Annotated in this window: 22 protein-coding genes; 3 read left to right on the forward strand and 19 right to left on the reverse strand. The window is 66.4% G+C overall.

Translation table 11 applies throughout. The features are described 5' to 3' along the window. Positions 1-171: 171 nt before the first annotated feature. The 10 genes from P7D22_RS03670 to P7D22_RS03715 form a co-directional block, all read right to left on the reverse strand. On the reverse strand, positions 172-1,596 hold the full coding sequence (locus P7D22_RS03670; protein ID WP_319932859.1) for an ABC transporter substrate-binding protein: 1,425 nt from the start codon (positions 1,594-1,596) through the stop codon (positions 172-174). 248 nt (positions 1,597-1,844) lie between these two features. Then, positions 1,845-2,552 (reverse strand): alpha/beta hydrolase, encoded by a 708-nt coding sequence (locus tag P7D22_RS03675; RefSeq protein WP_319932860.1) that lies wholly within the window; start codon positions 2,550-2,552, stop codon positions 1,845-1,847. 353 nt (positions 2,553-2,905) lie between these two features. Continuing rightward, on the reverse strand, positions 2,906-3,667 hold the full coding sequence (locus P7D22_RS03680; protein ID WP_319932861.1) for a DUF3891 family protein: 762 nt from the start codon (positions 3,665-3,667) through the stop codon (positions 2,906-2,908). A gap of 341 nt (positions 3,668-4,008) precedes the next feature. Beyond that, positions 4,009-5,535, reverse strand: a complete 1,527-nt coding sequence (locus P7D22_RS03685) for an amidohydrolase family protein (protein ID WP_319932862.1) — start codon at positions 5,533-5,535, stop codon at positions 4,009-4,011. A 4-nt stretch (positions 5,536-5,539) separates the two neighbouring features. Next, complete coding sequence (locus P7D22_RS03690; protein ID WP_319932863.1) at positions 5,540-6,922, reverse strand: amidase; 1,383 nt, start codon at positions 6,920-6,922, stop codon at positions 5,540-5,542. Further along, positions 6,919-7,767 carry a carbon-nitrogen hydrolase family protein gene (locus tag P7D22_RS03695; protein WP_319932864.1) on the reverse strand — a complete coding sequence of 283 codons (849 nt, stop codon included), beginning with the start codon at positions 7,765-7,767 and terminating at the stop codon, positions 6,919-6,921. Before P7D22_RS03695 ends, P7D22_RS03690 begins: the two co-directional genes overlap by 4 nt. Next, positions 7,764-8,570: an ABC transporter ATP-binding protein gene (locus P7D22_RS03700; protein ID WP_319932865.1), complete on the reverse strand. Its 807-nt coding sequence runs from the start codon at positions 8,568-8,570 to the stop codon at positions 7,764-7,766. Before P7D22_RS03700 ends, P7D22_RS03695 begins: the two co-directional genes overlap by 4 nt. After that, complete coding sequence (locus P7D22_RS03705) at positions 8,570-9,433, reverse strand: ABC transporter permease (protein WP_319932866.1); 864 nt, start codon at positions 9,431-9,433, stop codon at positions 8,570-8,572. The genes P7D22_RS03700 and P7D22_RS03705 overlap by 1 nt, the downstream gene beginning before the upstream one ends. 26 nt (positions 9,434-9,459) lie before the next feature. Next, the gene (locus tag P7D22_RS03710) at positions 9,460-10,524 is read right to left on the reverse strand and encodes an ABC transporter substrate-binding protein (protein WP_319932867.1); all 1,065 of its coding nucleotides are present in this window, start codon (positions 10,522-10,524) and stop codon (positions 9,460-9,462) included. After that, positions 10,514-11,407 (reverse strand): ABC transporter substrate-binding protein, encoded by an 894-nt coding sequence (locus P7D22_RS03715; RefSeq protein ID WP_319932868.1) that lies wholly within the window; start codon positions 11,405-11,407, stop codon positions 10,514-10,516. The genes P7D22_RS03710 and P7D22_RS03715 overlap by 11 nt, the downstream gene beginning before the upstream one ends. Before the next feature lie 226 nt (positions 11,408-11,633). On the opposite strand from P7D22_RS03715, the gene P7D22_RS03720 reads away from it, so the two are divergent. Together P7D22_RS03720 and P7D22_RS03725 are read left to right on the forward strand one after the other, a co-directional pair. Continuing rightward, positions 11,634-12,359, forward strand: a complete 726-nt coding sequence (locus tag P7D22_RS03720) for a GntR family transcriptional regulator (protein ID WP_319932869.1) — start codon at positions 11,634-11,636, stop codon at positions 12,357-12,359. 90 nt (positions 12,360-12,449) lie between these two features. Further along, positions 12,450-13,994 (forward strand): amidohydrolase family protein, encoded by a 1,545-nt coding sequence (locus P7D22_RS03725; RefSeq protein ID WP_319932914.1) that lies wholly within the window; start codon positions 12,450-12,452, stop codon positions 13,992-13,994. A gap of 50 nt (positions 13,995-14,044) precedes the next feature. Here P7D22_RS03725 and P7D22_RS03730 read toward each other — a convergent pair whose 3' ends face one another. After that, positions 14,045-15,523 carry an FGGY-family carbohydrate kinase gene (locus tag P7D22_RS03730; RefSeq protein ID WP_319932870.1) on the reverse strand — a complete coding sequence of 493 codons (1,479 nt, stop codon included), beginning with the start codon at positions 15,521-15,523 and terminating at the stop codon, positions 14,045-14,047. 112 nt (positions 15,524-15,635) lie between these two features. Here P7D22_RS03730 and P7D22_RS03735 point away from each other — a divergent pair, with 112 nt between their 5' ends. After that, on the forward strand, positions 15,636-16,583 hold the full coding sequence (locus P7D22_RS03735) for a sugar-binding transcriptional regulator (protein WP_319932871.1): 948 nt from the start codon (positions 15,636-15,638) through the stop codon (positions 16,581-16,583). A 42-nt stretch (positions 16,584-16,625) separates the two neighbouring features. On the opposite strand, the gene P7D22_RS03740 is transcribed toward P7D22_RS03735, so the two are convergent. The 8 genes from P7D22_RS03740 to P7D22_RS03775 all read right to left on the reverse strand — a co-directional run bounded on the left by P7D22_RS03740 (position 16,626) and on the right by P7D22_RS03775 (position 25,267). Next, positions 16,626-17,621, reverse strand: coding sequence for an ABC transporter permease (locus P7D22_RS03740; RefSeq protein ID WP_319932872.1), 996 nt, complete (start codon positions 17,619-17,621; stop codon positions 16,626-16,628). Between the two features lie 46 nt (positions 17,622-17,667). Continuing rightward, entirely contained in the window at positions 17,668-19,200 is a 1,533-nt protein-coding gene (locus P7D22_RS03745; RefSeq protein ID WP_319932873.1) for a sugar ABC transporter ATP-binding protein, read from the reverse strand. Between the two features lie 55 nt (positions 19,201-19,255). Beyond that, positions 19,256-20,251, reverse strand: a complete 996-nt coding sequence (locus P7D22_RS03750; RefSeq protein ID WP_319932874.1) for a substrate-binding domain-containing protein — start codon at positions 20,249-20,251, stop codon at positions 19,256-19,258. Positions 20,252-20,343: 92 nt separating this feature from the next. Next, positions 20,344-21,189 (reverse strand): class II fructose-bisphosphate aldolase, encoded by an 846-nt coding sequence (locus P7D22_RS03755; RefSeq protein WP_319932875.1) that lies wholly within the window; start codon positions 21,187-21,189, stop codon positions 20,344-20,346. Between the two features lie 30 nt (positions 21,190-21,219). Then, the gene (locus tag P7D22_RS03760) at positions 21,220-22,911 is read right to left on the reverse strand and encodes a glycerol-3-phosphate dehydrogenase/oxidase (RefSeq protein ID WP_319932876.1); all 1,692 of its coding nucleotides are present in this window, start codon (positions 22,909-22,911) and stop codon (positions 21,220-21,222) included. Positions 22,912-22,992: 81 nt separating this feature from the next. Then, the gene (locus P7D22_RS03765; RefSeq protein ID WP_319932877.1) at positions 22,993-23,238 is read right to left on the reverse strand and encodes a biotin/lipoyl-containing protein; all 246 of its coding nucleotides are present in this window, start codon (positions 23,236-23,238) and stop codon (positions 22,993-22,995) included. After that, a complete protein-coding gene (locus P7D22_RS03770) occupies positions 23,235-24,272 on the reverse strand; it encodes an alpha-ketoacid dehydrogenase subunit beta (RefSeq protein WP_319932915.1) in 1,038 nt (345 codons plus the stop codon). Before P7D22_RS03770 ends, P7D22_RS03765 begins: the two co-directional genes overlap by 4 nt. Before the next feature lie 2 nt (positions 24,273-24,274). After that, positions 24,275-25,267, reverse strand: a complete 993-nt coding sequence (locus P7D22_RS03775) for a thiamine pyrophosphate-dependent dehydrogenase E1 component subunit alpha (RefSeq protein ID WP_319932878.1) — start codon at positions 25,265-25,267, stop codon at positions 24,275-24,277. Positions 25,268-25,307: the final 40 nt, after the last annotated feature.

Below are 25,307 nucleotides of genomic sequence, written 5' to 3' on the forward strand. Positions count from 1 at the left end.
ATGCGGTCACCGCCGTCTGCCCACCTACATACTTCGCACGCGGGTGTCGCAGCTGAACGTGCCCCGGCCCTGAGATTTCCAGATCGGCATCGGCATCGGCCCACGATGCCCATTGCAGGCTTGCGACAGCCGTCAGGGATGCCGACGAGTGCGGAACTTCTGCGCCGTGGCTCAGGAAGCGAGCCACACCTTCTCGCCGATGCGCTGTCCCATAAGATCGAACAGCGGATGCGGACCCATGCCCCTGACCTTCGGGCCGCCAGCCTCGAGATAATCGATGAACATCGGAATGACGGCCCCTCCGTCGTCGGAGATCATCTTCTGCAGGTCGAAGTACATGGCCTTGCGTTTGCCGACGTCAGCCTCCGTCCGGGCCGCAAGAAGGATGCGGTCGAAGGCGGGCCGCTTCCAAAAAGTCTCGTTCCAGGCCGCATCGGACTTGTAGGCGATCGTCAGCATCCCGTCCGCGGTCGGTCGTCCACCCCAGTAGGAGGCGCAGAACGGCGCCTTCATCCACACCGATCCAAAGTAACCATCGGCCGATTTGCGTTCGACCGTCATGTCGATCCCTGCCGGTTTACCGGCCTCCTGATACAGCAGGGCGGCGTCGGTCGCGCCTGTGAAGGCGGCATCCGATACCGCGAGCGTGACCGGCAGACTGGACAAGCCAGCCTGTTTCAGATGGAAGCGGGCCTTGTCGGGATCATAGGCATGTTGCGGCAGATCGGCCGCAAAGAACGGGCTCGAGCGAGGGATCGGGTGATCGTTGCCGATGACGCCATAGCCGTGCAGCACCGTATCGATGATCTTCTGACGATCGATGCCGTATTTGAGGGCGAGCCGTACGTTGTTGTCGTCATAAGGCTTGTCGGTGACGTTCATCAGAAAGGTGGCGTGCTGGCCCGCTGCGTTGCGGATGACCTGGAGACCGGGCCGGCGCGCCACGAGATCGACCGTGCGCGCGTCCATGCGATTGATGACATCCACCTGGCCGGAGATCAGGGCATTGGTGCGCGCCGTCGTGTCGGCGATGCAACGGATCTCGATGGCGTCCACGTGGGCACGCCCCGGCTTCCAATAGTCACTCCGCTTCCTGGTGATGGAGCGGATGCCGGGCTCGAAGACATCCAGGATGTAGCCGCCCGTGCCGACGGGCTTCATCCAGTCCGACCAGCCGTTCGGGACCACGAAGAAGTGGTAGTCTGCCAGGAGGTACGGAAGATCCACGTTGCCATTCGAGAGCGTGATGCCGATCTGGTTCGGACCAAGCTTCCTGATGTCAACAATGTCCTCGAGCGTCGCTTTGGCGGCCGACTTGGTGTCTCCGCGATGCAGGTTCAGCGAATAGATGATGTCGTCGGCGTCGAGCGTCTTGCCGTTGGAGAAGGTCACGCCCTTGCGGACATCGAACACCCATTCGGCAAAGCCCGGCTTGGCGTCCCAACGTTCGAGCAACTCTGGGACTGCTTGGTTGTGCTCGTCAATTTCGATAAACCCGTTCATCACCTGATAGGCCAGGTTGACCGGCACCCAATCCGTGATCGTGCGGGGGTCGAGGCTGTCGGAGGTCGCGCCGCCCGACATGCCGAGCCGCAACGTCCCTCCCGAGGTTGGGGTGTCGCCGGCAGCGCGGGCGGTTCGCCAAGGCGTAAGGGCTGCGCTCGCGCCGACGGCACCAGCGCCGCCAAGAAGGGTTCGGCGGTCTATGCCGCTACGGAGTGAACCGGACTGAGTCACGTCACCATCTCCGCCGCTGGATCGCGGCCGACGAATCGTAACCGCTGCGCGTGGATTGGCGCCATGCCCGGCGACTGCGGCTGGTTCCACACCGACCGCGCGGCAACTCAGGCGCCTAGACGGAACGACAGAAAGGCACACATCCGGGCAAAGGGCTCGGCCATGGCGGCGGCATGATCCAAGGCGCGCAAGGCGCCGTGTACCAGACCCGTTCCCGGCAGGAGCAGGACGTCAGTGCCGAGCGCCTGGAGCCGGGCAGCCAGTATTGTGCAATCATCCCGCAGCGGATCTACTTCGGCCGGCAGGAGCACGGTCGGCGGCAAAACGGACAGGTCAGGCTGGTCGAGGGGAAACGGCGACGCACCACCGCTGTGGCCGAGGTAAGCCGATCGATAAAACTGGACGTCGTCAAGCGTCAGCATAGGCGCTTGAGCCCATTGTGTGCGGGCCGGCTCGGCGGGCTCGAAGCCCAGCGAGGGATAGATCAAGGCGAGGGCACACAGTCGGTCCGGCCTGACCTGACCGAGCTTGAGGGCTGCACCGCAGACGAGGGTGCCGCCTGCGCTGTCTCCCATCAGGGCAAGACGCGTCGGGAGGCCTTCGCGCCATGGCAATCGCCGTTCGAGAACGGCGCTCGCGACCGCCAGAATATCATCCTGGGCCGCGGGATGCGGATGGTCAGGCGCGAGGCGATAATCGACGGACACCACCGAAGCGCCGACCGCTTCTGCAACGCGTGCAACGATGCCGTCGTGGCTATCGAGCGAGCCCAGAACAAAGCCACCCCCGTGTGCATAAACGACGATCCCGTCCACCAGGATGCGTCTTGGTCGGTAAAGCCGCAGCGGAACGAGGCGGTCGGGAAGGACGAGTGTGTCGTCGAGGCTCGTGATCCCCGGAGGCCGCTTGACCGCAAAGGTGCTTGCGTAGGCCTCGTAAAGCCGGCGCTGGTCAGCCAGGGGACGCTGCGCCGCATCGGACGGATAAAACCGGTCACTGTCGGCTATGAAACGCGCAATGTCCGAACCGATCATGGGTTTGCGGCCTCAGGGTGTGATCGGCTGATTGCGACAGCAAGCATCATTTGGGTCCACGCAACACCATCCGGCTCTGCGTAAGTCTTCGTCGTTTCACCGTTGAGACCGACATCGGCGCCGACGATTAATCCTCAGTGTTCGACCGAGGTGAGCCGTGCCGTGAAGGTGACGCGATCGGGCGAGCGGAGCCAACGTCTCATGCTCGCTTCATCGGCGAAACGTTCACCCTCGGGGAGGGCGCGGGCCTGACCCTCGACAACAAGGCTGGTGCCTCGAAACGGCCAGGGCGAAAGATCGAAGTCGAAAGATCGGCCCGGCCGTGCGGACAATCGCGAGCGTTGCAGGCTGCCGTCGGAACGTGGCGCGTCAAGCTCCAGCGGCGCCGGCAACTCGCCGCAAAGCGCCAGCGAAAGCGTGTCCACGAAGGCGATGAGCGCTGACTCGCTTTCGAGCCTTTGTTCGTCGAACCCTAGCGCCTGGGCCCAGGCCCGCTCCACCGGGTCCTGAGTCTCCAGGTAATGTCGCGCCGCCATTGCGTCGGCTTCGTCGAGGCGGTGCCGGTCTGAAAAGCGGCGGTAGATCACCCCGCCGTGACGGGAAATCAGCAGCGCGGTATGCGAACCCCAGGCGCCAAGTGCACGCTCGACGCCCGCCGCCCACATCGGCGCGTGCAAGGACGCACCGACGTCACGGAACAGATGCGGCCTGCCGGTGTCCCGGTCGAAGCTCGGCGCAGTCTCCCAATCCATCCAGCCCAAATCATGCTGTTCCGCCGCGATCAGAAGCGGCTCGCAGAGGGGATCGACCCAAGCGCGCGCCAACTGGCCCGAAATCAAGGCGTGGGTCGGTTGGCTGATCGCCAACATCCCAGCCCGGTGTCTACGAAACAGCATCACACCTGTCTTTCTGTTACGGGCCGACCCGGTCGGGCTTCCATGAGTTTCAGCCTGCCTGCCTGGCCGGCAGCGCCTTTGCCGCTACGATGCAACAGTCCGGACCGGACTTGGCCAGCCTACGACCACACTCTCGCTGCGTCATGGAAACCAGCTAAGCGGCGCTCATGCCCGCCTTTCGAGGCGTCTTGGCCTTAGGCCTGACAGTACGGCGCCGAACATTGCCCATGGCCGCCAACGCCATCGGCGCGATACGGATCATCGTCGCCAGAAGGTCAAGCAAGCGGGCCAATCGGGCATCCCTTCACCGCAGCCAGCAAGCGACATGCCAGCCCCGGACGTCATCGACGGGCGAGGTGGCGCTCGAGGCCGATATCGACTTTGTCGAGCCGCCGCAGGGCTTCGATGAACGCCGGCGCAGCTTCCAGGCTCGTGCGTCGCAAACCTTCGAAGTCGAGCCGGAAGGCTGGCATGACGTCTTCGATCTCGGCCCGGATCGCCGTCTCATCGAGCATCGTCAGACGGCCGCCCCGCACCACCACGCGGCCGCCGACCAGCACGGTATCGACCCCGGCACCGGTCTCGCTGAAGACGAGCTGCCGGGCTGCGCTGTTGAAGGGTGTGAAGGCCAGGGTGTCGAGGCGAACGAGGCTGATGTCGGCTTGGCGACCCGGCGCGAGCGCGCCGATGACGCCCCCAAGCCCCAAGGCCCGCGCGCCGCCCAGCGTGGCCGCTTCGATGGCATCGAGCGCATGAACGCCCGTCGGCTCCGGATCGGCGACACCTGCCAGGAGGCAGAACATCTTCAGGCCCTGGAACATGTTCTGGCAATCGCCGCAGGAACAGTTGTCGCAGCCGAGCGCCAGCCCGACACCCTCGGCCTTCAGCGCGCGGATGGGTGCGACGCCGCTTTTCAGCTTCATGTTGCTCAGGGGATTGTGGGCCACCGTGGCTCCCGCGCGCGCGATGGTCGCGATCTCGTCCGGCGCGATCCAGACGCCGTGCGCCAGGGTGGTGCGCGGCCCGAGCAGCCCCACGGCGTCCATGTGGCGGATCATCGAGCCGCCGTGCGGGCCGTAGATGCGCCGCGCCTTGGCGGCCTGGGCGCGCGTCTCGTAGACATGAGTGAAGATCGGGAGCTCGTACCGTTCGGACAAGGCCGACACACCTTCCAGCAAGGCGTCCGATGCGCGCTGCGGCCCCGAAGCCGCGACGCCCCAATGCCACAGGCCGGACGATGGCAGGCGGCGGATCTGGGCTTCCGCGAAGGCGAGGTCCTCGGCGGCATCCCGCGGGCTGCCGGTGACGGCGCGGCGCACGGCAGGGCTCAGATCGGTCGGCAGGAAAGGCGCGATATCGAGGTCGCCGAGATCGCGCAAGGCCAGGGCGAACACTACGCGGATGCCAACCTCGGCATAGGCCGCAGCGATCGTGTCGAGCGTTTCCTCGTCCTGCGGCACCAGGGTGCACATGTCCTGCACGGTGGTGATGCCACCCTTCAGGCATTCCATGGCGCCCAACAGGGTCCGTAGCCGCAGTTCGGCCTTCGAGCGGCGGCCGTAATAGGCCGGCTGCGTTTGGAGCGCCCAAAGGTCGAAGGGCGCGTCCTCGATCAGCCCCTTCGCGAGCGTGTCATAGGAATGATAATGAGCATTGACGAAGCCTGGCAGCACGAGGGTGTCGCGAGCGTCGATCACTTGGCCGACGCCGCGGACGGCTTCGGCCTCCACGCGCTGCTTGGTCTCATGGTCAGCATCGGGCGTGGTGATCGAAACGATAACATCGTTTTCGATCAGGACATCGCGGATCGCCGGACGATCGGTATCGCCGGCTGGATCGTAGACGCGTCCGCCCCGGATCAGGATCATGCGGCTATCCTCCTGGTTGCGTGGCGGTCAGCAGTCGCTCGGCAGCGGCCGCCATCGTCAAGACACGCCGGTCGGCGAAACGCGGGCCCACGATCTGCAGCCCGATCGGCAGACCCCGTCGGTCCACCCCACAAGGGATGGAGATCGCCGCCGCGAGCGCGTGATTGAAGAAGGGCGTGAAGGCCGCATGGGCACGGTCATGCACGGGCTGCCCGTCGATTTCGGTTGGGCCGAGCAGGTCGTGTGGCCAGGCCGTGCAGGGTGTGGTGGGGCCGATCACGAGATCGAAGGCGGCGAAGAAGATTTGGGTGGCTTCAAGGATCTCCACGGCCATTGCGCGGGCCGCCCCGACGTCGGCGTCGGACTGCGCCAGGCCCTTCGCGATCTGCGCTGCGATATAAGGATCGAAAAGGGTCGGTTCGCTCTGCCAGCGCGCGCCATGAAGCTTGGCCAACCCGGCCCATTGCAGAGGCATCAGGGCGGCTTCCCCGGCGCCTGTCGGCCAGACGGGATCGAAGCGTATGATATCGAAGCCCGCCGCCCTCAGCGTTTCTAAGGCTGTTGCGACGCTTGTTTCGACCGACGCATCGACCGGGCCGCCAAGTCCGAAGGTGGGCGCATAGGCGATCCTAAGCCGACCGCCGTCTTTTTTGGTCGGTAGCGCGACCGAGAGCGGATCGACCCGGTCCGCCCCGAGCAGGACATCGAACATGGCGCCGACGTCGGCGACCGAGCGCCCCATGGGGGCCAGCACCGAGGTCCGCGACCCCCCGCCTTCGAAGCCTGGACCGTCGGCCACCAAGCCGCCCGACGGTTTGAACCCCACGATGCCGACATGGGCGGCCGGACGGCGCGCGGAGCCGCCCCCATCGGTGCCGAGCCCCAGAGGCACCAGGTCTGCTCCAAGGGCCGAAGCACAGCCGCCGCTGGAGCCGCCGGGCGTCAGTCGCGGATCGAGTGGATGGCGCGTCGTGCCGTGGAGCGGGTTCGAGGTCACGCCCTTGCAGCCAAACTCCGACATGTTGGCCATGCCGACCACGATGGCGCCCGCGTGACGCAGCCGTGTCACCGCGACATTGTCGGCTGGTGCTACGAAGTCGGCGTAAAGGCGCGAGCCTTGGGTGACGCGCCAGCCCGCGACCCAGATGGCGTCTTTGACCACGATGGGCACGCCAGCCAGCGGCGGGCGCTCGCCGGCCGCGAGGCGGTGCGCCAGGTGATCAGCCTGCCGCAGACTGTCCTCTGGGTCGGTCGTCACCACGGCACGGAGAACACCGTTCTCTGCATCGATCCGACCCAGCGCTTCGCGCACCAGGTCTTCCGGCGACAAGGCGCCGTCCAGCACGGCGGCTGCGGTGGCAAGAGCGGAGCGGGGCTCTGCCTTCATACGAAAAGATCGACGCGGCGGTCGTCGTAATAGCGCAGGCGTCGGCGGGTCGCCGCGATCGTCGCCGTGTCGATTTCGGCGACGACGATGCCGGGGCCTTCGGCGCGGGGGCGCAGCGCCAGCACCGTGCCATCGGCATCGATGATGGCCGAATAGCCGTAGTTGTCGACGACGCCACCACCGACGTGCTCGTCGCCGACCTTGTTGGCGCAAAGAACCGCGAGGCCGTTCTCACGCGCGTGGGTGCGCATTTCGCCGACAAAGAAATCCATGTCGTCGCCACCGCTGCCGGCCACCGGCACCACGACGAGGTCGGCGCCCATGCGGCGCAACGCCCGCCAGGCCTCGGGGAAGCGACGGTCGTAGCAGACAAGAATTCCGATGCGCAGCCCCCAGGCGCTGACCACATGGAGCGCGTCACCGGGAGAGAAGTGGGCGCGTTCGTCGAAGCCGGGCGGTGGGTCGTCGCCAACCGGCAGGTGCAGCTTGCGCGCCACCGGGCCACCTCGCAATGGCGCCCCGTCGGCGCCGAAGCCCAGGACGGCGTTGTGGTAGCGCCCGGTCGAGGCATCGTGTTCGTAGAAGGGCAGGAACACCGCCGTGCCGGTTTCCGCCGCCACCTTGGAAAAGCGCCGCGCCAAGGGGCCGTCGGCCGGCTCCGCCCAGGTGCGGTAGGCTTCGGCCGCATCGCCACAGAAATACGGCAGGGTCGCCATTTCGGGCAGGGCCACGATGCGGGCGCCCGCCATCGCCGCCTCGCGCACCGCCGCTTCGGCGCGGTCCGCATTGGCGGTGAGGTCAAGCGTGCAGCCGGGCACTTGGATGGCGGCGAGCAAGACGCTCACCGCACACGTTCCTGTTCGGCAAAGGCGCGATCGACCTCGTCGCGCAGCAGATCGGTGAGGTGGTCCGAGAGAGCGTGGAACTCCGGGCTCCTAGGGTCGCGCGGCCGCGGAAGATTGATCGGTACGATGCTTTTAATGCGGCCCGGCCGTGCGGTGAAGACCACCACCCGGTCGGCCAATCCGACCGCCTCGTCGATATGATGGGTGACAAAGAGCATCGAGGCGCCGCTGTCCCGCCAAACCTCGATGAGAAAGTCCTGCATCTTCGAGCGGGTTTGCACATCCAACGCCGCGAAGGGCTCGTCGAGCAGGAGCACTTCGGGGCGGAGCGCCAAGGCCCGTGCCATGGCGGCGCGCTGGCGCATGCCGCCCGACAATTGGTCCGGCCGCTTGTCGGCGGCGTCGCCGAGCCCGACCTTTCGCAGCAGGTCGTCCGCGACGTGGCGTCGTTCCTCCGCCCCCATGCCGCGCAGCTTCAATCCGAAGGTGACGTTCTCGCCGACCGTCATCCAGGGGAACAGCGAAGACTCCTGGAAGATCAGTCCGCGGTCGGTGCCAGGGCCCGTGACCGTGGCCCCGCCGCTGGTGATGGTGCCGCTCGTCAGCGCCTCGAGGCCGGCGATGAGGTAGAGCAGGGTGGACTTGCCGCAGCCGCTCGGCCCGAGGAACACTACGAACTCACGGCGGTCGACCAGCAGGTCGATGCCGTCGAGCGCCGTCACGACGCCGCCGGGCGTGTCCCACGATTTGCCGACGCCGCGGCAGTCGACGAGCGGTGCCTTGGAGGGGATCGGATCACGCATCACAAACGCCCCACGGCGCTCGGCGGCACCCAGAACAGGACGCGGTTCTGCACTTGGCGCAGCGCCACATCGAACAGAAAGCCGACGATTCCGATCAACGTCATGGTGAAGAACGACAAGCTCGAGTTGAACGTGTTGCGCGCCAGCATGACGATCTGCCCGAGGCCGCTGCCGACGCCGGTCGCTTCCGCCACCAGCACCACCATCCAGGCGCCGAACAGGTTCATGCGCAGCGTCATGAACAACGACGGCAGGATGGCGGGCACGATGACGTGCAGGAACAACTGACGCCGGCTCGCCCCCATGATGGCGCCGACGTTGAGATAGGTCCTGCTGACGGAGTCGATCTGGCTGATCGTCGACAAAGTCATGACGAAGAATAGCGAGATGAAGACCATGAAGATCGCTGGCGGATTGCCGATGCCGAAGACGAAGATCGCCACCGGCAGCCAGGCGATCGGCGAAATCGGCGCCAGCAAGGTGATGGTCGGCAGGGTGAGATTGCCGAACGGCTTGAAGTAACGGATCAGCAGCCCCATCGAGACGCTGCAAACGAAGCCAAGCGCCAGCCCTGCGATCACCCGCAGGCTGGAAGCCACAATGGTGGTTAGCAGTGCCATATAGGCGCCGCTGCTCGACACTTCGCCGATGACGTCGCTCGAGGAAAAGGCCTGCGCCTGGTCCGAGAATCGCGCCAGGAAGATGTGCGGCGGCGGCAACAACAGCGGATCGGCCAAGCCGAGCGCCCAAGCCGCCTCCCAGAGACCGGCGAAGCAGCCGAGCGACAACACCCACCAGAACACAACCGCGAGCCCCCGGGCCGCGCGCCGGCGTCGCGCGGTCGTTGGGACGACCGCGGGCATCGCACTCGCGGTCAAGGGGAGCGCCTTCATGCGGATTTCAGCTTCAGCTGGCCGTAAAGGTCGGCGTTTTCAGTGATGACCTCGTTCAACATCGTCCAGTCGAAGATGTCAGTGGTCGGCAGCGCCTTGATGTAGCGCAGGTCCTTCAGGTTCTGGGCCCGACCGAGGATGAAGTCCTGGTTCTTGCGCTGGTCCACCATGCCGGGCTGCTTCGTGGAGGCGTCGAAGGCCGCGTCATAGGTGGTCTTGAAGTATTTGGGCGTCGTCAGCTTGATGGCCGCCTCGCGGTCGCTTTCCTCGAAATGCTGGCCCATCATCATCGCCTTGATGAGCGCCTTCACGGCAGGCCGATTTTCAGTGATGAGCTTGGAACGCACCGCCAGCACGCAGTCGGTGTAGAGCGGGCCATAAACGTCGGTGCCGTCCGACAGCTTGACGGCGCCCTTGCGGGACGCGAGCGCCTGCGTGGCATAGGGCTCGATGTGGCACATGGCGTCAATGTTGCCGCCGATGAAGGCTTGCGCTAGTTCCGGCGAGGTGCCGAAGTAGCGTACCTTCACGTCCTTGAAGCTCATGCCGGCCTTCTTGAGGTAGTCGAGCGGCAGCATCTCCAGCGTATCGGCCTGGAAGGTGCCGATGGTCTTGCCGCGCAGGTCCTCAGCTGAGTTGATGCCGGGCTGGGCCACGATCACGCAGCCCTGGACGCCCGAACCGGCCACGATCTTCACCGGCGCGCCGGCGTCGTAAAGTGTCATGAAGTTGGTGTAGGGCACCACCGAGACATCGACGACGCCGGCTCCGAACAGCGCCGCGATGTCGGCATTGCTAGGTGTCGTGACGAAGTCGAGCGCGATGCCGTCGGCTTTGCCGAACTCCTTCTCTTTGACCATGAAGAACGGACAATTGCATAGGCCCGTGCCGTGGGTCGCCTTCAGGGTGACGGTTGTGGCGGCCTCGGCCGCGCTGGTGCAAAGAAACCGGCTCGCCGCGATCGCGCCGCCCACGCAGGCTGTGCGGGCCAGCAGCGTGCGGCGGTCGATTCCTGCCGCCGCAAACGGGCCTACGCCCGGAAGCTTGGTGTCAATGGACATGTGTCATCCTTTCAGGGGTCGTCATGTGTTGCCCGATCGCGGCATCGAGACAGGAAAAGTCGATGAGCCCGGACGGGGGCGAGCCGTTCGGGCATCCAGCGAGGCGCCGGACCGTGGTCCAGCGATCGAGGATCACGGCCTCCAGCCCGCGCAGATCGACGCGTGGTGGCTGGCCTGCAAGGCCAAGCCGCAGCTCCGCAAGCGAGAAGCCGGGAAAGCGATGCGCCACGGCCGCAAGGGCATCGTCCGGGTGCGTGGCGATCATCCGCTCGGCTTCCAGCATGGCCGAGATCAGCGCCGTGATTTCGGCGGGCCGGGCCATCAGCGCGCTGTGACGCGCCACCAGCACGGTGTCGGGATAGTCCATGCCCCAGACGTCGCTGCCGTCGCTCAGCAGAGTGGCGCCTGCGGCGACAAGCCGGCCGATCCAGGGTTCCACCGTCGTGATGGCTGTGACGGCGCCCGAGGCCAGCGCGTCGGCGGCCTCCGTCAGCGATCCCATGAAACGCACGGTCGTCCGGCCCGCGAGGCCGTGCCGCTCGGTCTGATCGGCCAGCAGAACCTGCATCGGGTCGTCGGTGAAGGTGCCGATCGCTCCGGACAGGGTTCGAACGTCAGCCCCTTCAGGACCGAGAAGCGCCATGCCGCGCATGCCGCTGCCGGCCACCACCACCAGCGGGTCGGCATCGTCGGCATCGGCGAGCACATGGGTGAAGCCCGTGGTGCCGATGGTGGCTGTACGGTTCCGCAGGCGCGCCACCGTGGACGAGAAGCCGTCAAGTCGAGGCGCCTGGACGTCGAGACCCCGCGCCGCCAGAAGCCCGGCGTCGATCGCGAGGAACAATGGCAGATTCGAGAGGGCACCGCCGTGGGTCAGAATCAAGATCGATATCCGCGAGGTTCATCGAGTGAGTTCGCCCGACAGCTGGGCGTCTCGAAGCTTTGTTTGGCAAAGCGCGTGCCAGCCGGCTGACGCCGCTGGACAAGTGCGGCTCGCCTCTTGCAGCAATCCCGCAGGACGAGACGGCGTCGGCACGATTGTAAGATCGTGCACAAAACGCATGCTGGATTGTTAACAATATGGGCAGGATGCCCAGGAGGGACGCTGAGTGACTGCTACGACCGAGCGGACCCGTGACGCTTCGACGGCCGAGGTGAAACAGCGGATCTTCGTCGCTACCCGAAATGCCATCGTGGGTCGCAAGCTGCCTCCCGGCACAAAGCTGACCGAAGACGTCATTGCCGACACCTTCGGTTGTGGTCGTGGGCCGGTTCGCTGGGCCCTGGCCCGCCTGGGCGATGAGGGGCTGGTGACGCTCGTGCCGCACCGGGGTGCCTTCGTGGCCGAACCGCCTCTCGACGAGGCGAAGCACCTGTTCGGCGCGCGTCGCATGCTGGAAGGGGGCATCGTGCGCTGTTTGTGCGGCCATCGCCCCCCGGCGGGCTGGCGACCGTTGATCGCCTGCATCGAGGCCGAGGATCGGGCCCATGCGGAAGGGGATGAAACGGCGGCGCTGCGTTTGTCAGCCGACTTCCACCTCCTCATGGCGGAACTCACCGGCAACCCGATCGTGACCACCATGCTGCGCGAACTCGTATCGCGGACCGTGCTGGCCATCACGGTGCACCAGCGCCAGGGCTCGTCGGGCTGCCGCACCCACGAGCACCGCCGGCTGATCGCGCTGCTCGAAGCCGGTGATGTCGAGGGCGCTGCCCGCGAGATGGAGGACCATCTCCAGGCCCTCGAGGCCGGGCTCGACCTGTCGCCGCAGCCGCGGTCAGGCACCGGTCTGCGGGAGGTGCTGCAAGCCGCTCTGACGATGGCGGACGACTAGTTCAGCCCCGCTGTCGATCGCGGTATGCCGTTTGCAGACCGTCCTTCCATCGGGGCCGTCGGATGCGGCCCGCAGCAACAAGGTTCGATGATGTCAGAAGGTCTGTTGATCGGTGGCTGGGTGGTCACCGGCGTGGAAAACCGGGAGCGCGCCACTGTGCTGCGCGACGCCGCCGTGGTGCATCGCGACGGGGTGGTGGTGGAGGTCGGGGACGCGGAGGCGATGCGGCGTAAATATCCGGATGCGCCCCGCTACGGCTCGTCCAAGCACGTGGTGCTGCCGGGCTTCGTCAACAGCCATCACCATGTCGGCCTGACGCCGCTGCAACTGGGTTCGCCCGACTATGCCCTCGAACTCTGGTTCGCGAGCCGCATTTCGTCGCGCGCCGTCGACCTCTACCTCGACACGCTGTATTCCGCCTTCGAGATGCTGGCCTCGGGCATCACCACGGTGCAGCATATCCACGGCTGGATCCCCGGGCCGCTGGCCCATATTCATGGCTGCTCCACCAAGGTTCTCGAGGCTTATCGCACGATCGGCATGCGGGCCTCTTATTGCTTCGCGGTGCGGGAACAGAACCGCCTCGTCTATGAGGCCGACGAAGATTTCCTGAAGCGGCTCCCGACCGAAACGGCCGCGCTGCTGGCACCTCACCTGGCCAAGCAGCGTCTGCCTTTCGCGGACTACATCACGCTGTTCGACCAGCTCAGCGCCGAGAACCAAGGTCAGGACCTTACCCGGATCCAACTCGCGCCGGCCAACCTGCATTGGGTCAGCGACGACGGCCTGCTGGCCCTCAGGGAGAAGGCCGACGCCGCGCAGGTGCCGATGCACATGCACCTGCTCGAAACCGTCTACCAGAAGGAATATGCCCGCCGTCGCACCGGCACCACGGCGGTTAAGCACCTGCACAAGCTCGGCCTGTTGGGCCCTGGCATGACGCTCGGCCATGGCGTGTGGCTGACCGAGGAGGATATCGAGATTGCGGCCTCGACCGGCACCTGCATCTGCCACAATTGTTCTTCGAACCTGCGGCTACGCAGTGGCGTGGCGCCGCTCAACGCCTTTGCGGCGCAGGGCGTCACGGTCGGCATGGGGCTCGACGAGGCCGGCATCAACGAGGACCGCGACATGCTGCAGGAGATGCGGCTGGCACTCCGGGTCCACCGCGTCCCCGGCATGCGGGAAGAAGAGGTGCCGTCCTGCCCGCAGGTGCTGAAGATGGCGACCGAAGGCGGCGCCATGACGACGGCCTTTGGGGCCAGCATCGGCAAGCTCGAGGTAGGCCGCATGGCCGATGCCGTGCTGATCGACGTCGAGCGCGCCTTCTACCCCTACCAGGATGACGACGTGCCGATGCTGGATGCCCTGATTCAGCGCGCCAAGACCCAGCATGTCGATGCCACGGTGGTGGGCGGCAAGGTGGTGTACGAGCATGGGCGTTTCGCCCATGTCGACCGTGACGCCGTGTTGGCCGAGATCGCGGAAGCCATGGGCCGCCCCCGCACGCCGGCCGAGGACACCAGCCGGGAACTCCGCCGGCAGGTGTTCCCGCACGTGCAGGCCTTCTACGCCGATTATCTCGCCGGCGAGCCCGCACGAACGCCGTTCTACGCACCCTCAGCGCGAACCTGAGCCGCGACCGCTACCCGGAGCAGGGGCATCTCTGCTCCGACCATCGCCGTTCAGTGCTGCATGCGGCCCGTCAGGCGCTCGCGCGCCGGGCTGTGCCACAGGTGTCGCGCCGCATCGACGGTTTCGAGATAATGGGCGAAGCCGTCTTCGTAATGATCGGATTGAGACCGCGGTTCGACCACGGATTCCGATCGCGTCCAGGCCGCGTGATCGTAGGCGATGCCGAGCACGTCCATCGTGGCCATGACGGTGCCACGGGCGCCGACTTCCGGTCGGCGTGCGATGTGCAACGGCACCTGCAGCACATCGGCGATCATCTGACACCAGACGCGTGAACCGGAGCCGCCGCCGCATACCGACAGCCGCCCCGTGAACCCTGCGGCTTCGATGCAATGACGCGCCGCATAGGCCACCGATTCGCAAACGGCCGTGACGAGGTCGGCCCGCGTGGTGCCCATGCTGAGCCCGGCCAACTGCCCGCGTGCCGAGACGTCGCAGAACGGCGCCCGCTCGCCGGTGGCCGCAAAATACGGGAGTGCCGACACGCCGCGCGCGCCTGGAACGCTTTCGGCCAGCAGTGCTTCGAGGCCGTCGGGCCTGACCCCCACCAGGGCCAGGATCCAATCGAGGGAGGCCGTTCCCACCATGGCGGGCGCGGCACGCAGCCAGCGATCCGGCTTCGGCATGCAAAGCGTCATGCCCATCGGCTCGCCACCGGTATCGACGGCGCCGACCAGCACCTGGCAGGCCAGGGTGGTGCCGATGGTGATCAGGCCATCGCCCAGTTCGTTGACGCCAGCCCCGATGGCGCAGGCCGGCATGTCGAAGGGCCCGGCGTGCACCGGCAGGCCCAGCGGCAAGCCGGTGAGGGCGGCACCCGCCGCGTTGAGGGGATAGGCTCGGCCGGGCGAGGCATCGACGGGAGCGAGCAGGTGGCTATGGGGCTCGAGCCCCAGCAAGCGCAGGATCTCGGGATCGTAGCGTCGCGTCCGCGTATCGAGGAACGGCAACGAGGCATCCGAAGGGTCGGTGGCCCGCACGCCCGTCAAGCGTTGCAGGATACCGTCCTTCACGTAGCTGGCCGTCGCGGCGGCCCGCAGGCTTTCCGGCTCGGCTTCGGCCAGGGCCGCCATGAGCGGGGCCTGCGATCCGGCGAAGATGGCATTGCCATTGCGGCGGAAAACCGCCTCATAGGTGCCATCGTCCATCCACCGCTGCAGGGCCCTGTTGCCGCGCCCATCGAGCCATGAGATTGCAGGCCGCACCGCGCGACCTTCGTGATCGAGCAACCAGAGCCCATCGCTTTGCCCCGTGATGCCGACCGCGATCGGCGTCCGCGTGGTGGCGGCCCGCACTTCCGAGACCACGATGCCGACCGCCGTCACGATCTCCTCGAAATCTTGCTCGATCCGTTCCGTGCTCAGGTGGCGCAGCACGGCGCGCCGCGACGCGACGGCCAGGATCTCGCCATCGAGCGAGAAAGCGGCGGCCTTGATCATTGATGTGCCGAGATCGATCCCGATCAGCATGGGAAATTCCCCTCCCGAATGCATCTTACCTGACGCAATATTTTTCTATTTGGACAAATGTATCAGCCGCACATCCTCGATGCAACGCGAGCCATGAAGCCCATGCAAGCCGATGATTGAGATCGACAAGAAGGAAAGCGAAGCCGCCCGGGCAGCTTGGCTTTATTACCACGAGGAACTCACCCAGAGTGAGATCGCCACCGAGTTGAGTGTCAGCCGCAGCACGGTCACGCGCCTGCTTCAACGCGCCAAGCTCGACGGGCTGGTTCATATCTCGCTGAACGTTTCGGCCAGCATGTTCAAGGCCGAACGGGACCTCGAGCAGGCTTTCGGCCTCGACCGCGTCCGGATCGTCCCGGCTCCGAGCGACGAGGCGATGCAGAAGCGCTGGCTCGGCCATGCAGCCGCCGAGCTCCTGGCCCCCATGATGATCGACAAGGCCGTCGTGGCAGTAGGCTGGGGCAGCACGCTGCTGGCCATGACGGCGTCGCTGGTCGGCAGCACGCCTCTCAAGGGCGTTCAGGTCGTGCCCTTCGTGGGCGGCCTCCACAACGCCCTGATGGGCACCGACACCAACGAGATCGCCAAGGTCGTGGGACAGCATTTCAACGCAGCGGTACGCCCCTTGCTGGCCCCGATCTACGTCCAGGACGAGACCACGGCGCTCGCCTTGGCCAACGATCCCGGCATCCGGGACGCGCTCGACCTGGCTCGCCGGGCGTCGGTGGTGGTCTACAGCGTTGGCGCGATGCACAACGAGACCACGATGTTCCGGCTCGGCCACATCACGGCGGAGCAGAACGACTTCCTGCGCAAACACGGCGCGGTCGGCGACATCGCCTGCCGTTGGATCGATCGGGACGGCCGATCGGTCGAGATGCCCGCCTCCATCAATCCCATCGGCATCGCGCTCGACGAGCTGAAACGCATTCCGCGACGCCTCGCCGTGGCGGGCGGCGAAACCAAGCGGGACATCGTGCTCGCGGCCTTGCGCGGCGGCTTCGTCACGACGCTGGTGACGGACGAGCGGACCGCCGACTACGTGCTGCGCCATCGCTGAGACGGGACACTGGCATTGAGGCTGCGATTGCGCCGGACGCATTCAGAAGCGCGATCGCCGATCGGTCAGCACCGCGAAGATGATGGCGACGCCGATCACCACGGGCTGCAGGTTGGGTGACACGTTGAGCAGCCCCATGCCGTTGCGCAACACGCCGATGGTCAGCAGGCCGATAAAGGTGCCGAGCATGCTGCCCGCGCCCCCCGCGAGGCTCGCACCCCCGATCACCACCACGGCGATGACGCTCAGCAGGTCGTTGACGCCGGCGGTGGGCTGCGCCGAGTCGAGCCGGGAGCCGACGATCACCCCGGCCAGCGCCGCCAGGAAGCCCGCCACCGCGTAGACGCCGACCCGGATTCGCTGCACGTTGAGGCCGGACAAGCGCGCCACCTCCTCGTTGCCGCCAACTGCGTAAAGGGCGCGTCCGCTCGGTCGGAACCGCAGCCAGAAGGCGGCGATCAGGTAGATGGCGATCAGGATGACGGCCTCGAACGGCACGCCGAGCACCCGGATCGAGGTAAGCGCGGTGTACCAGTCGGGGAAGCCGGTGATGGGGCTGCCATCGGTGATGAACAAGGCCAGACCCGAGCAGGCCGACATGGTCGCGAGGGTGGCCACGAAGGGCTGGATGCGGCCATAGGTCGACAGCGTTCCGTTGACGAAGCCGATAAAGGTGCCGGTCGCCAATCCGGCCAGTACCGCCAGCGGGAACGGAACGCCGCCGTAGCGGTAAAGCCAAGCGTTCACCATCAGGCTTGTGGCCAGCACGGCGCCGACCGAAAGGTCGATGCCGCCGGTGATGATCACCAGGGCGGAACCGGCCGCCATGATGCCGATGTCGGATACCTGACTGAAGATATTGACGATGTTGCGCGTCGTCAGGAAATAGGGCGACAGGGTGGACAGCACGAGCGCCACGACGATCAGGCCGATCAATGGTCCCGGCACGAACCGGGCCACGCCCATGATCTGATCCTTGAGGCTGGACCGTTCGGCCGGCAGGAGCACGCCGTCGCTTGATTTCAGGATCTGTGTCACGGCGTTCTCCCCCCGGCGGCCATTGCTGTCCGGCTTTCAATGCGCATCAGGCGTTGTGGTGGTCCGACACACCGGCATTCGGCGACGCCCCGACCGCGAGCGCCATCACGCGTTCGGGCGTCGCCTCATCCCGTGACAGGATGCCCTGCTGCCGGCCGCCCGACATCACCAGGATGCGATGCGACAGGCCAAGCACCTCTTCGAGCTCGGAGGAGACGACGATCACCGCGACGCCCTCGGCGGCCAAGCCGCGGAGGATTTCATAGATGGCCATCTTGGCCCCGACATCGACGCCGCGCGTCGGCTCGTCGACGATGAACACTTTCGGGGTCTCGACCAGCCATTTGCCGATCAACACCTTCTGCTGGTTGCCGCCCGACATGCGGCCAACCGGCTGCACGATCTGACCGCGGATGTCGAAGCGTCGCTTCTGTGTTTCGGCCGTCCTGGCCACGATCCCCGGGGTGACGACCCCGAAACGCTGCAGCTTGGCTTCCCAGGGCAGCGAAATGTTCTTGGCCGCGCTGCGGTCGAGGTTCAGGCCCTGACCCTTGCGGTCTTCCGGCACCATGAAGATCCCGGCCGCGATGGCGCTGCGCGGCGAGGTGATGCGGACCACGTGGTCTTCGACGCGGATCTCGCCCGCGTCGGCCCGGTCGGCCCCTGCGATGGCGCGCACCACCTCGGTGCGACCGGCGCCGATCAAGCCCGCGAAGCCCAGGATCTCGCCCTTGGCGAGGTCGAAGGAGATGTCCCGGAAGGCGCCGTCGCGGCACAAGCCGTCGATCTTCAGCGCCACCGCGTTGCCGCGCGGCTTCGGGGCGTGGTGTTCAAAGGTGAAATCGCGGCCCACCATGGCGTTGATCATGTCCTGCTGCGATACGGGACCTTCCCAGGCCCCGACGCGCTCGCCGTCGCGCAGGCACAGGACCCGGTCGGTGATGGCCTGGACCTCATCGAGCCGGTGGGACACGTAGACGATGCTGGCTCCGCCTTTCCGCAACAAGCGGATCTGCTCGAAGATGCGCTCGGCTTCGGAAGCCCCGACCGAGGCGGTCGGCTCGTCGAAGATGATGTAGCGCGGCTTTCGCAGGATCGCCTTGGCGATCTCGATGCCTTGCTGCACCGCCATCGATAAGCCGCCGACGGTGCGACGCGGATCGACCGCCACGCCGAGCGCTTCGAGCGCCGCCCCGGCTTCCCGCACCATGCGGCCTCGATCGATCCGGCCGCGCGCGAGCGGTTGCCGACCAAGAAACATGTTCTCGGCGACCGTCAGGCCCGGCAGGAGGCGGATTTCCTGGTGGATCAGGGCGACGCCCTTGGCCATGGCGTCGGAAGGCGACGTCGGCGCATAGGGAACGCCGTCGAGCAGCATCTCGCCACCGGTCAGCCGCACCACGCCGGCTATGCAGGAATTCAACGTGGATTTGCCGGCGCCGTTCTCGCCGATCAGGCCCAGCACGCTGCCGGGCTTGAGCACGAGGTCGACGGATTTCAGTACCGGACGGCCGCCATAGGCCTTGACCAGTTTGCGGCACACGAGCCCGTGTTGGGGCGTCTCGATCAGGTCGGTCATGGGCGCTCCACGCAGGCTTGCGACGGCCTGGGCGATGGCTCAGGCCGTCCCGTCATCACTGCATGGCGTCGGCGGTCGGTCCGTAGAAGTCGGACGGCTTATACTTGTCGATGGTGTCCTTGTTCAGCAGGACGGTCGGGATGTATTGCTCGGCCGGGATGTCCTTGCCCTCGCCCTTCATCAACGCAATGGCGTTATCGACCGCCATGACGCCCATCTTGTAGGGGTTCTGGGCCATCGTGGCCTGGACGAGACCGGACTTGATGGCGGGGAACATCGTCGGAAAGCCGTCAATCCCGACAAAGACGAGGCCGGTTCGGCCAGCCTGCTTGGCGGCCTTGGCGGCGCCGAGGGCCATCGCGTCGCTTTCGCCGAAGAAGGCGTTCAGCTCGGGGTTTGCGGTCAGGATGTTCTGAGCCGCCTTATAGGCCTCCGTCTCGTCCCAGTTGGCGGTCTGCTCGGCCACGGCCTTCACGCCGGGCGTCTTCGCCAAAGCTTCCTTGCACCCTTGGGAGCGCTGGGTTTCCGCCGTCGAGCCGAGCACGCCGCGCAGAATGGCGATGTTGCCCTTGTTGCCGAACTGGCCGAACTGCCACGTGCAAAGCTCGCGCGCGGCCGCGACGCTGTCGGTCGCGATATAGGTGGCGAGCTTCCCACTGCCGTTTTCCGGCTTCTGGTCGACTGCGATCACCGGCACGTCCGCCTTGTTGGCGGCCTTGACGCCCGCCGCCGCAGCGGTTGAGTCCTGCGAGGTGAAGATCAGGGCGCCGATGTTCTGCACCAGCAGATCCTGGACCTGCTTGATCTGCTGGCTCGAATTGTTGCTGGCCGAGGCGATCCTCAGCTCATAGCCCTGCTTGGCGGCTTCATCCTTCATGCCGGCGACGGCCGCCACATAGAACAGCGACTTCTGGTCGGCCACCGACACGCCGATCGGCATCTTGCCAGCCGCCTCGGCGGTCGGCACGACGCCCGTCGCGGCCACGACCGCTCCCAACCCCACAGCGCCGAGCCAACGCCGCGACGCAAGACCTGATCCCATGTTCAGCATACCAAGATCCTCCCTGAAATATTGGAGCGCCGGGTTCGAGCCCGGACGTCACGTCTTGTTTGCGCGCACCGCCCGCGGCGGCGCATCGCGGTTCAGTTGACGGTGCCGGCGCAGCCGTAGATGCGCATCTTCTCGACAGTCGCCGGGATCATGCGCTTGCGCCCTTCCGTCATGGCCTCCTCGAGCTGCCTGTCGCCCTGCGCCCACACGGATTCAAAGCCGGCCCGGAAGGCGTGCCGAAGGTCGGTGTCGGCGTTGAACTTGCAAACGCCGGCGGCGCGGGCGTCCAGCACTTCCCGGTCGGTGAGGCCGGACGCGCCGTGCAGCACGAGCGGGATGCCGACCGCAGCCTTGATCTCCCGGGTGCGCTCGATGGAGATCGGCTCCTGCGGCCGGCCGGGCACGACGCCGTGCACGATGCCGACCGAGATCGCCAGCGTGTCGATGCCGGTTTCGGCCACGAAGCGGCGGGCTTCCTCGACGTCGGTGTAATAATCGGCCCAGTTCACGCTCTCGTCGGCATCGGGGATCTTGCCGAGCTCGGCCTCGACCGGCACCCCGAAGGCATGGCAGATCTCGACCACCTTGCGGGTGGTGCGGATGTTCTCGTCGAGCGGCAGGTGGGCGCCATCATACATGATGGAGTTGAACCCGAGCCGCAGCGCTTCCATCACTTCGTCCCAGCTGCCGTGGTCGAGGTGGATCACCACATCGGCGTCAGAACGCTCGGCGATGCGCCGCGTCAGCTCGTAGGCGCGGGTCACACCCATATGGGGGATGATAGCCCGGCCGACCTGCAGGATCACCGGCGCCTTGGCGACTTCGGCGGCCATCACCAGAGCCTCGCAGGTCTCGTCGTTGTGCATGTTGAAGGCGCCGATCGCATAGCCGCCCTGGCGCGCCTTCTCGATCACGGTGCGGGGGTCAACGAGTCTCATCGGCAGTCCTCATGGGTTTAGGTGGGCCTGTCAGGCGGCGTCGGCGGGCCGGGGATGCCTCGCGTCGCCCGGCGCCTCGCCGGGTTTGGCGAAGCGCTCGACATAGCGTCGGTATTCGGCGACCTCGCGGTCGCGGCGCGCCTGATCCCAGCCGGCGCGCGGCGCCAGGATGTCGGCGGCACGGTCCGCCACATCGGCCCCGCTGCCGGCCCGATGGCCGATCATGGTGCGACGCAGCAGCACGTCGGTCAGGGTCCGGGCAAATTCGGTGTCGTAGGTGAAAGCGAGTTCGGCCCCGATGGTGTCGACCTCCTGGCCCAGCGGCTCCAGTAGCGCGGGCTCGTGGCGCCCGAGCGCGATCACGTCGCCGGCCCTCGATCCGTAGACGCCGACAAGCCGATGCACGGCCGTCTCGGGCAAGCCGCTGGTCCGCTGAAGATCGGCCTCGAAGCCGGCCCAGTCCTGCACGTGAGCGCCGGGGAACAGCAGCTGCGTCGTCAGGCAGCGCCGAGGCTTCAATCCCAGTTGCTTGAACGCGATATCGACGGTTTCTTCGGCGAGGCTGCGATAGGTCGTGAGCTTGCCGCCGATGATCGACAACAGCCCGCGATGCTGGGGCGCGTGGTCCTTGATGACGTGCGAGCGCGACACGTTCCATTCCGATTTGTCGGGCACGAAGGGCAGGGGGCGCACGCCGCTGTAGGTGTAGAGGATGTCGGCGTCCCGCAGGTTCGCGCCCGGCACGAGCCGGTTCACTTCGCCCAGCAGATAGCTGACCTCGCCGGCATCGGCCCGTGCCGTGTCCGGGTCGCCTTCGAAGCGCTGGTCGGTGGTGCCGATCAGGATCTGTTCGCCCCAGGGGATGACGAGCACCAGCCGACCGTCCTTGTGGGATTCGTAATAGACGACGTCCTTCGGCGCGCCCGGGAAGGGACGCACCACGAGATGGCTGCCCTTGGTGCCGCCGATGAAGCGCTGCGTGATGCGCTTGTCGCTCGCCAACACGGCATCCACCCAGGGGCCGGCCGCGTTGATGACCATGCGGCCGCCGAGCGCATGGCGCTTGCCCGTGATGCGGTCGGTGAAGCGGATGCCGCGCACGGCCTCGCCGTCCGAGATCAGCCCGTCCACCTCGGCATAGGTGTAGACCTTGCAGCCATCCGCGTGAGCCGCCAGCACGACCTCGACGCACAACCGTTCCGACCAGACCACCTGGCCGTCGTAGAAGATGGCCGCGCCCTGCAATCCGTCCTGATTGATGCCGGGGCTGCGGGAAATCGTGTCCTGCCGCGACAACACCTTGTGGGTCGAGACCGACTTGTCGAATGACAGAACGTCATAGGCCATCATGGCGGCCCGGATGGACCATTGCGACCGCTTGTTGTGGCGGTAGAAGGGCATCATCAGCGACACGGGTTTGACGAGGTGCGGCGCCAGCTGGAACAGCCGTTCCCGCTCGCGCAGCGACTCGCGCACCAGCTTGATATCGCCCTGTTCGAGGTAGCGCAGGCCGCCGTGCACCAGCCGCCCCGAATAATTCGAGGTGCCGCTGCCGATGTCCTCGCGCTCGACCAGCGCCACCCGCAGGCCACGAGCCGCGGCGTCGCGCGCGATGCCGGCCCCATTGATGCCGGCGCCTACCACGATGAGGTCGAACAGATCGGTCGGCGCCGACGCGTCGGGGGCCGCTTCGCCCACGGATGGTTCGGTTGTGCTCGGCATGGCGGCGGTTCCCGCGTTCGAGGCTGGGGCGGAGCGGCCCGGCTCAGGCCGAGACGCTGATCAAAGGCTGACGGACAGGCGTCAGTCGTCGGGTGTCTCGATGATGGCGATCACGGTGCGCACCTTGGCACGCTCGTTCTCGGCCACCTTGATCTCGGTCAGCACGCCATCGGCGGGCGCTTCGAGCTCCTGGGCGGCCTTTTCGGTCTCGATCTCGGCCAGGAACTCTCCCTCCGCGACCGTGTCGCCGACCTTCTTGTTCCATTGGACGATGAGCCCTTCGCTCATCCCCATGCCCCATTGCGGCAACAGAACTTCAACCTTCATGGCACGGCTCCCTTGGCAGGATCGTCGGCGCTGAACGGCTTGTTCGAGCAGACGCGGGTGATGGCGGCCGCGATCTTGTCGGCCGTCGGATAGAGTTCCGCCTCGAGCACCGGGCTGAACGGTATCTGCATGTCGGGCGCCGTGACGCGCAGCACGGGAGCCCGCAGCGCCTCAAAGGCCTGTTCGACCACGATGGCGGCGATCTCGGCCGCGGCGCCGCAGGTGCGGTGCGCCGGCTCGGTGATGATGAGCCGGCCGGTGCGGCGGACCGAATCCAGGATCGTCTTGGTGTCGAGTGGCACAAGGGTCCGGGGATCGATCACTTCGGCCGAGATGCCGCGGGTGGAAGCCACCTGTTCGGCGGCCGCGAGTGCCAGCGGCACGCAGCCCGAGATCGCCACGACGGTGACGTCCTCGCCTTCGCGCCGCACGCGCGCCACCCCGAACGGGATGCGATATTCGTTCTCGTCTACCTCTTCCTTGAGGCCCCAAAGCGGAACCGCTTCGAAGATCAGCACGGGATCATTGCTGTCGACCGCCGTGCGCAACAGGCCCTTGGCATCGCTGGCCGAGGCCGGCACCACCACTTTCAGGCCCGGCACGTTCATGAACATCGGGTAGGGGCGGTCGGAATGGTGCGCGGCCGTGTTGAGCCCGTAGAACATCGCCGACCGGAACACGACCGGGATCGAGCTCTGGCCGCCGAACATGTAGCGGTTCTTGGCCGCCTGGTTCACGAACTGGTCCATCGCCATGTAGAGGAAGTTCGAATAGCTGAGGTCCACGATAGGCCGCAGCCCCGTCATGGCGGCGCCGATCGCGGTGCCGACCATCGCTTCCTCGGCGATGGGCGTGTTGCGGATGCGCGAACGGCCGAACTCCTGCACGAAGTCGCCCTGTTCGGCGCGCGTCTTGCTGCCGCCCGTGGTGCCGTAAACGTTGGCCTCGACATCCTCGCCAAAGATGATGACGCGCTTGTCGGCCGCCATCGCTTCGCGCTGCGCCGCCCCGATGGCCGCGATATAGGTCATCATGCTCACTGGGCGCCCTCCATCTCGTAGGGGTCGGTGTAGAGGTGCTCGAAGGCGGACTTGACCTCGGGGTAGGGGCTGGCGTTCGAGAACTTGACCGCCTCGTCGATCTCCTTGGCGATCTCGGCCTCCATGGCCACCATCGCGGCTTCGTCGGCGACGCCCCGGTCGATCAGCTCCTGGCGGAACAGCTTGAGCGGATCGCGCGACACCCAATGCTGCTTCTCGGCGGCGTCGCGATAATCCACCGTGAGGCGCAAGCCTTCCGCATGTTCGCGGTAGCGGTAGGTCATCACCTCGACCAGCGACGGACCTTCGCCGGCCCGGGCGCGCTCGACCGCAGTGCAGGCCGCCTCGTAAACCTTCAACACATCCTGTCCGTCTTCGACCAGCACGCCCGGAATCCCGTAGCCCTTGGCCCGGTCGGAGATCTTGCCGCTCGTCACGGTGCGGGACGGCGTCGACAGCGCATAATGGTTGTTTTCGCACAAGAATACGACCGGCAGCTTCCAGGCGGCCGCAAGATTGATCGACTCGTAGAGCACGCCCTGATTGGCGGCCCCATCGCCGAAAAACGACATCGACACCCGATCCTCGCCCAGTACCTGGGCCGACAAAGCGGCGCCCACGGCGATCGGGATCGACGACCCCGTGACGCCGGATTCGCCAAGGCTGCCGACCGCGTAATCGGCAAGGTGCATCGAGCCGCCCTTGCCTTTGCAGACGCCGCCGGCCTTGCCGACGAGCTCCGCCATCAAGGGCCCCAGCGCCGAACCCTTGCCGATCGGATGGCCATGGCTGCGATGGTTGCCGGCGAGCTTGTCCTTCTCCCGCAAAGCCATGCAGGCGCCCACCACCTGGGCCTCCTGGCCGATGCTGGTGTGGATGGTGCCGGGGATCAGGCCACGCATCAGCATCTTGGCGGCCCGCTCGTCGAACAAGCGGATGCGCAACATGCGGCGCTGCATTTCCAACATGATGTCGGACGACGGCGTCATCAGGAACCCTCCCTGGGACCGACCCTGCTTTGATTGAAGC

Source organism: Lichenihabitans sp. Uapishka_5 (genome assembly GCF_033947565.1).
Classification (GTDB): Bacteria; Pseudomonadota; Alphaproteobacteria; order Rhizobiales; family Beijerinckiaceae; genus Lichenihabitans.

Bases quoted from the DNA above. Each gene is read 5' to 3' on its own strand.
- P7D22_RS03690 (WP_319932863.1), bottom strand. From the start codon at position 6,922: ATGAAGGCAGAGCCCCGCTCCGCTCTTGCCACCGCAGCCGCCGTGCTG.
- P7D22_RS03765 (WP_319932877.1), bottom strand. From the start codon at position 23,238: ATGAAGGTTGAAGTTCTGTTGCCGCAATGGGGCATGGGGATGAGCGAA.
- P7D22_RS03725 (WP_319932914.1), top strand. From the start codon at position 12,450: ATGTCAGAAGGTCTGTTGATCGGTGGCTGGGTGGTCACCGGCGTGGAA.
- P7D22_RS03770 (WP_319932915.1), bottom strand. From the start codon at position 24,272: ATGATGACCTATATCGCGGCCATCGGGGCGGCGCAGCGCGAAGCGATG.
- P7D22_RS03730 (WP_319932870.1), bottom strand. From the start codon at position 15,523: ATGCTGATCGGGATCGATCTCGGCACATCAATGATCAAGGCCGCCGCT.
- P7D22_RS03735 (WP_319932871.1), top strand. From the start codon at position 15,636: ATGATTGAGATCGACAAGAAGGAAAGCGAAGCCGCCCGGGCAGCTTGG.
- P7D22_RS03775 (WP_319932878.1), bottom strand. From the start codon at position 25,267: ATGACGCCGTCGTCCGACATCATGTTGGAAATGCAGCGCCGCATGTTG.
- P7D22_RS03700 (WP_319932865.1), bottom strand. From the start codon at position 8,570: ATGCGTGATCCGATCCCCTCCAAGGCACCGCTCGTCGACTGCCGCGGC.
- P7D22_RS03745 (WP_319932873.1), bottom strand. From the start codon at position 19,200: ATGACCGACCTGATCGAGACGCCCCAACACGGGCTCGTGTGCCGCAAA.
- P7D22_RS03685 (WP_319932862.1), bottom strand. From the start codon at position 5,535: ATGATCCTGATCCGGGGCGGACGCGTCTACGATCCAGCCGGCGATACC.
- P7D22_RS03705 (WP_319932866.1), bottom strand. From the start codon at position 9,433: ATGCCCGCGGTCGTCCCAACGACCGCGCGACGCCGGCGCGCGGCCCGG.
- P7D22_RS03750 (WP_319932874.1), bottom strand. From the start codon at position 20,251: ATGCTGAACATGGGATCAGGTCTTGCGTCGCGGCGTTGGCTCGGCGCT.
- P7D22_RS03710 (WP_319932867.1), bottom strand. From the start codon at position 10,524: ATGTCCATTGACACCAAGCTTCCGGGCGTAGGCCCGTTTGCGGCGGCA.
- P7D22_RS03680 (WP_319932861.1), bottom strand. From the start codon at position 3,667: ATGCTGTTTCGTAGACACCGGGCTGGGATGTTGGCGATCAGCCAACCG.
- P7D22_RS03760 (WP_319932876.1), bottom strand. From the start codon at position 22,911: ATGCCGAGCACAACCGAACCATCCGTGGGCGAAGCGGCCCCCGACGCG.
- P7D22_RS03755 (WP_319932875.1), bottom strand. From the start codon at position 21,189: ATGAGACTCGTTGACCCCCGCACCGTGATCGAGAAGGCGCGCCAGGGC.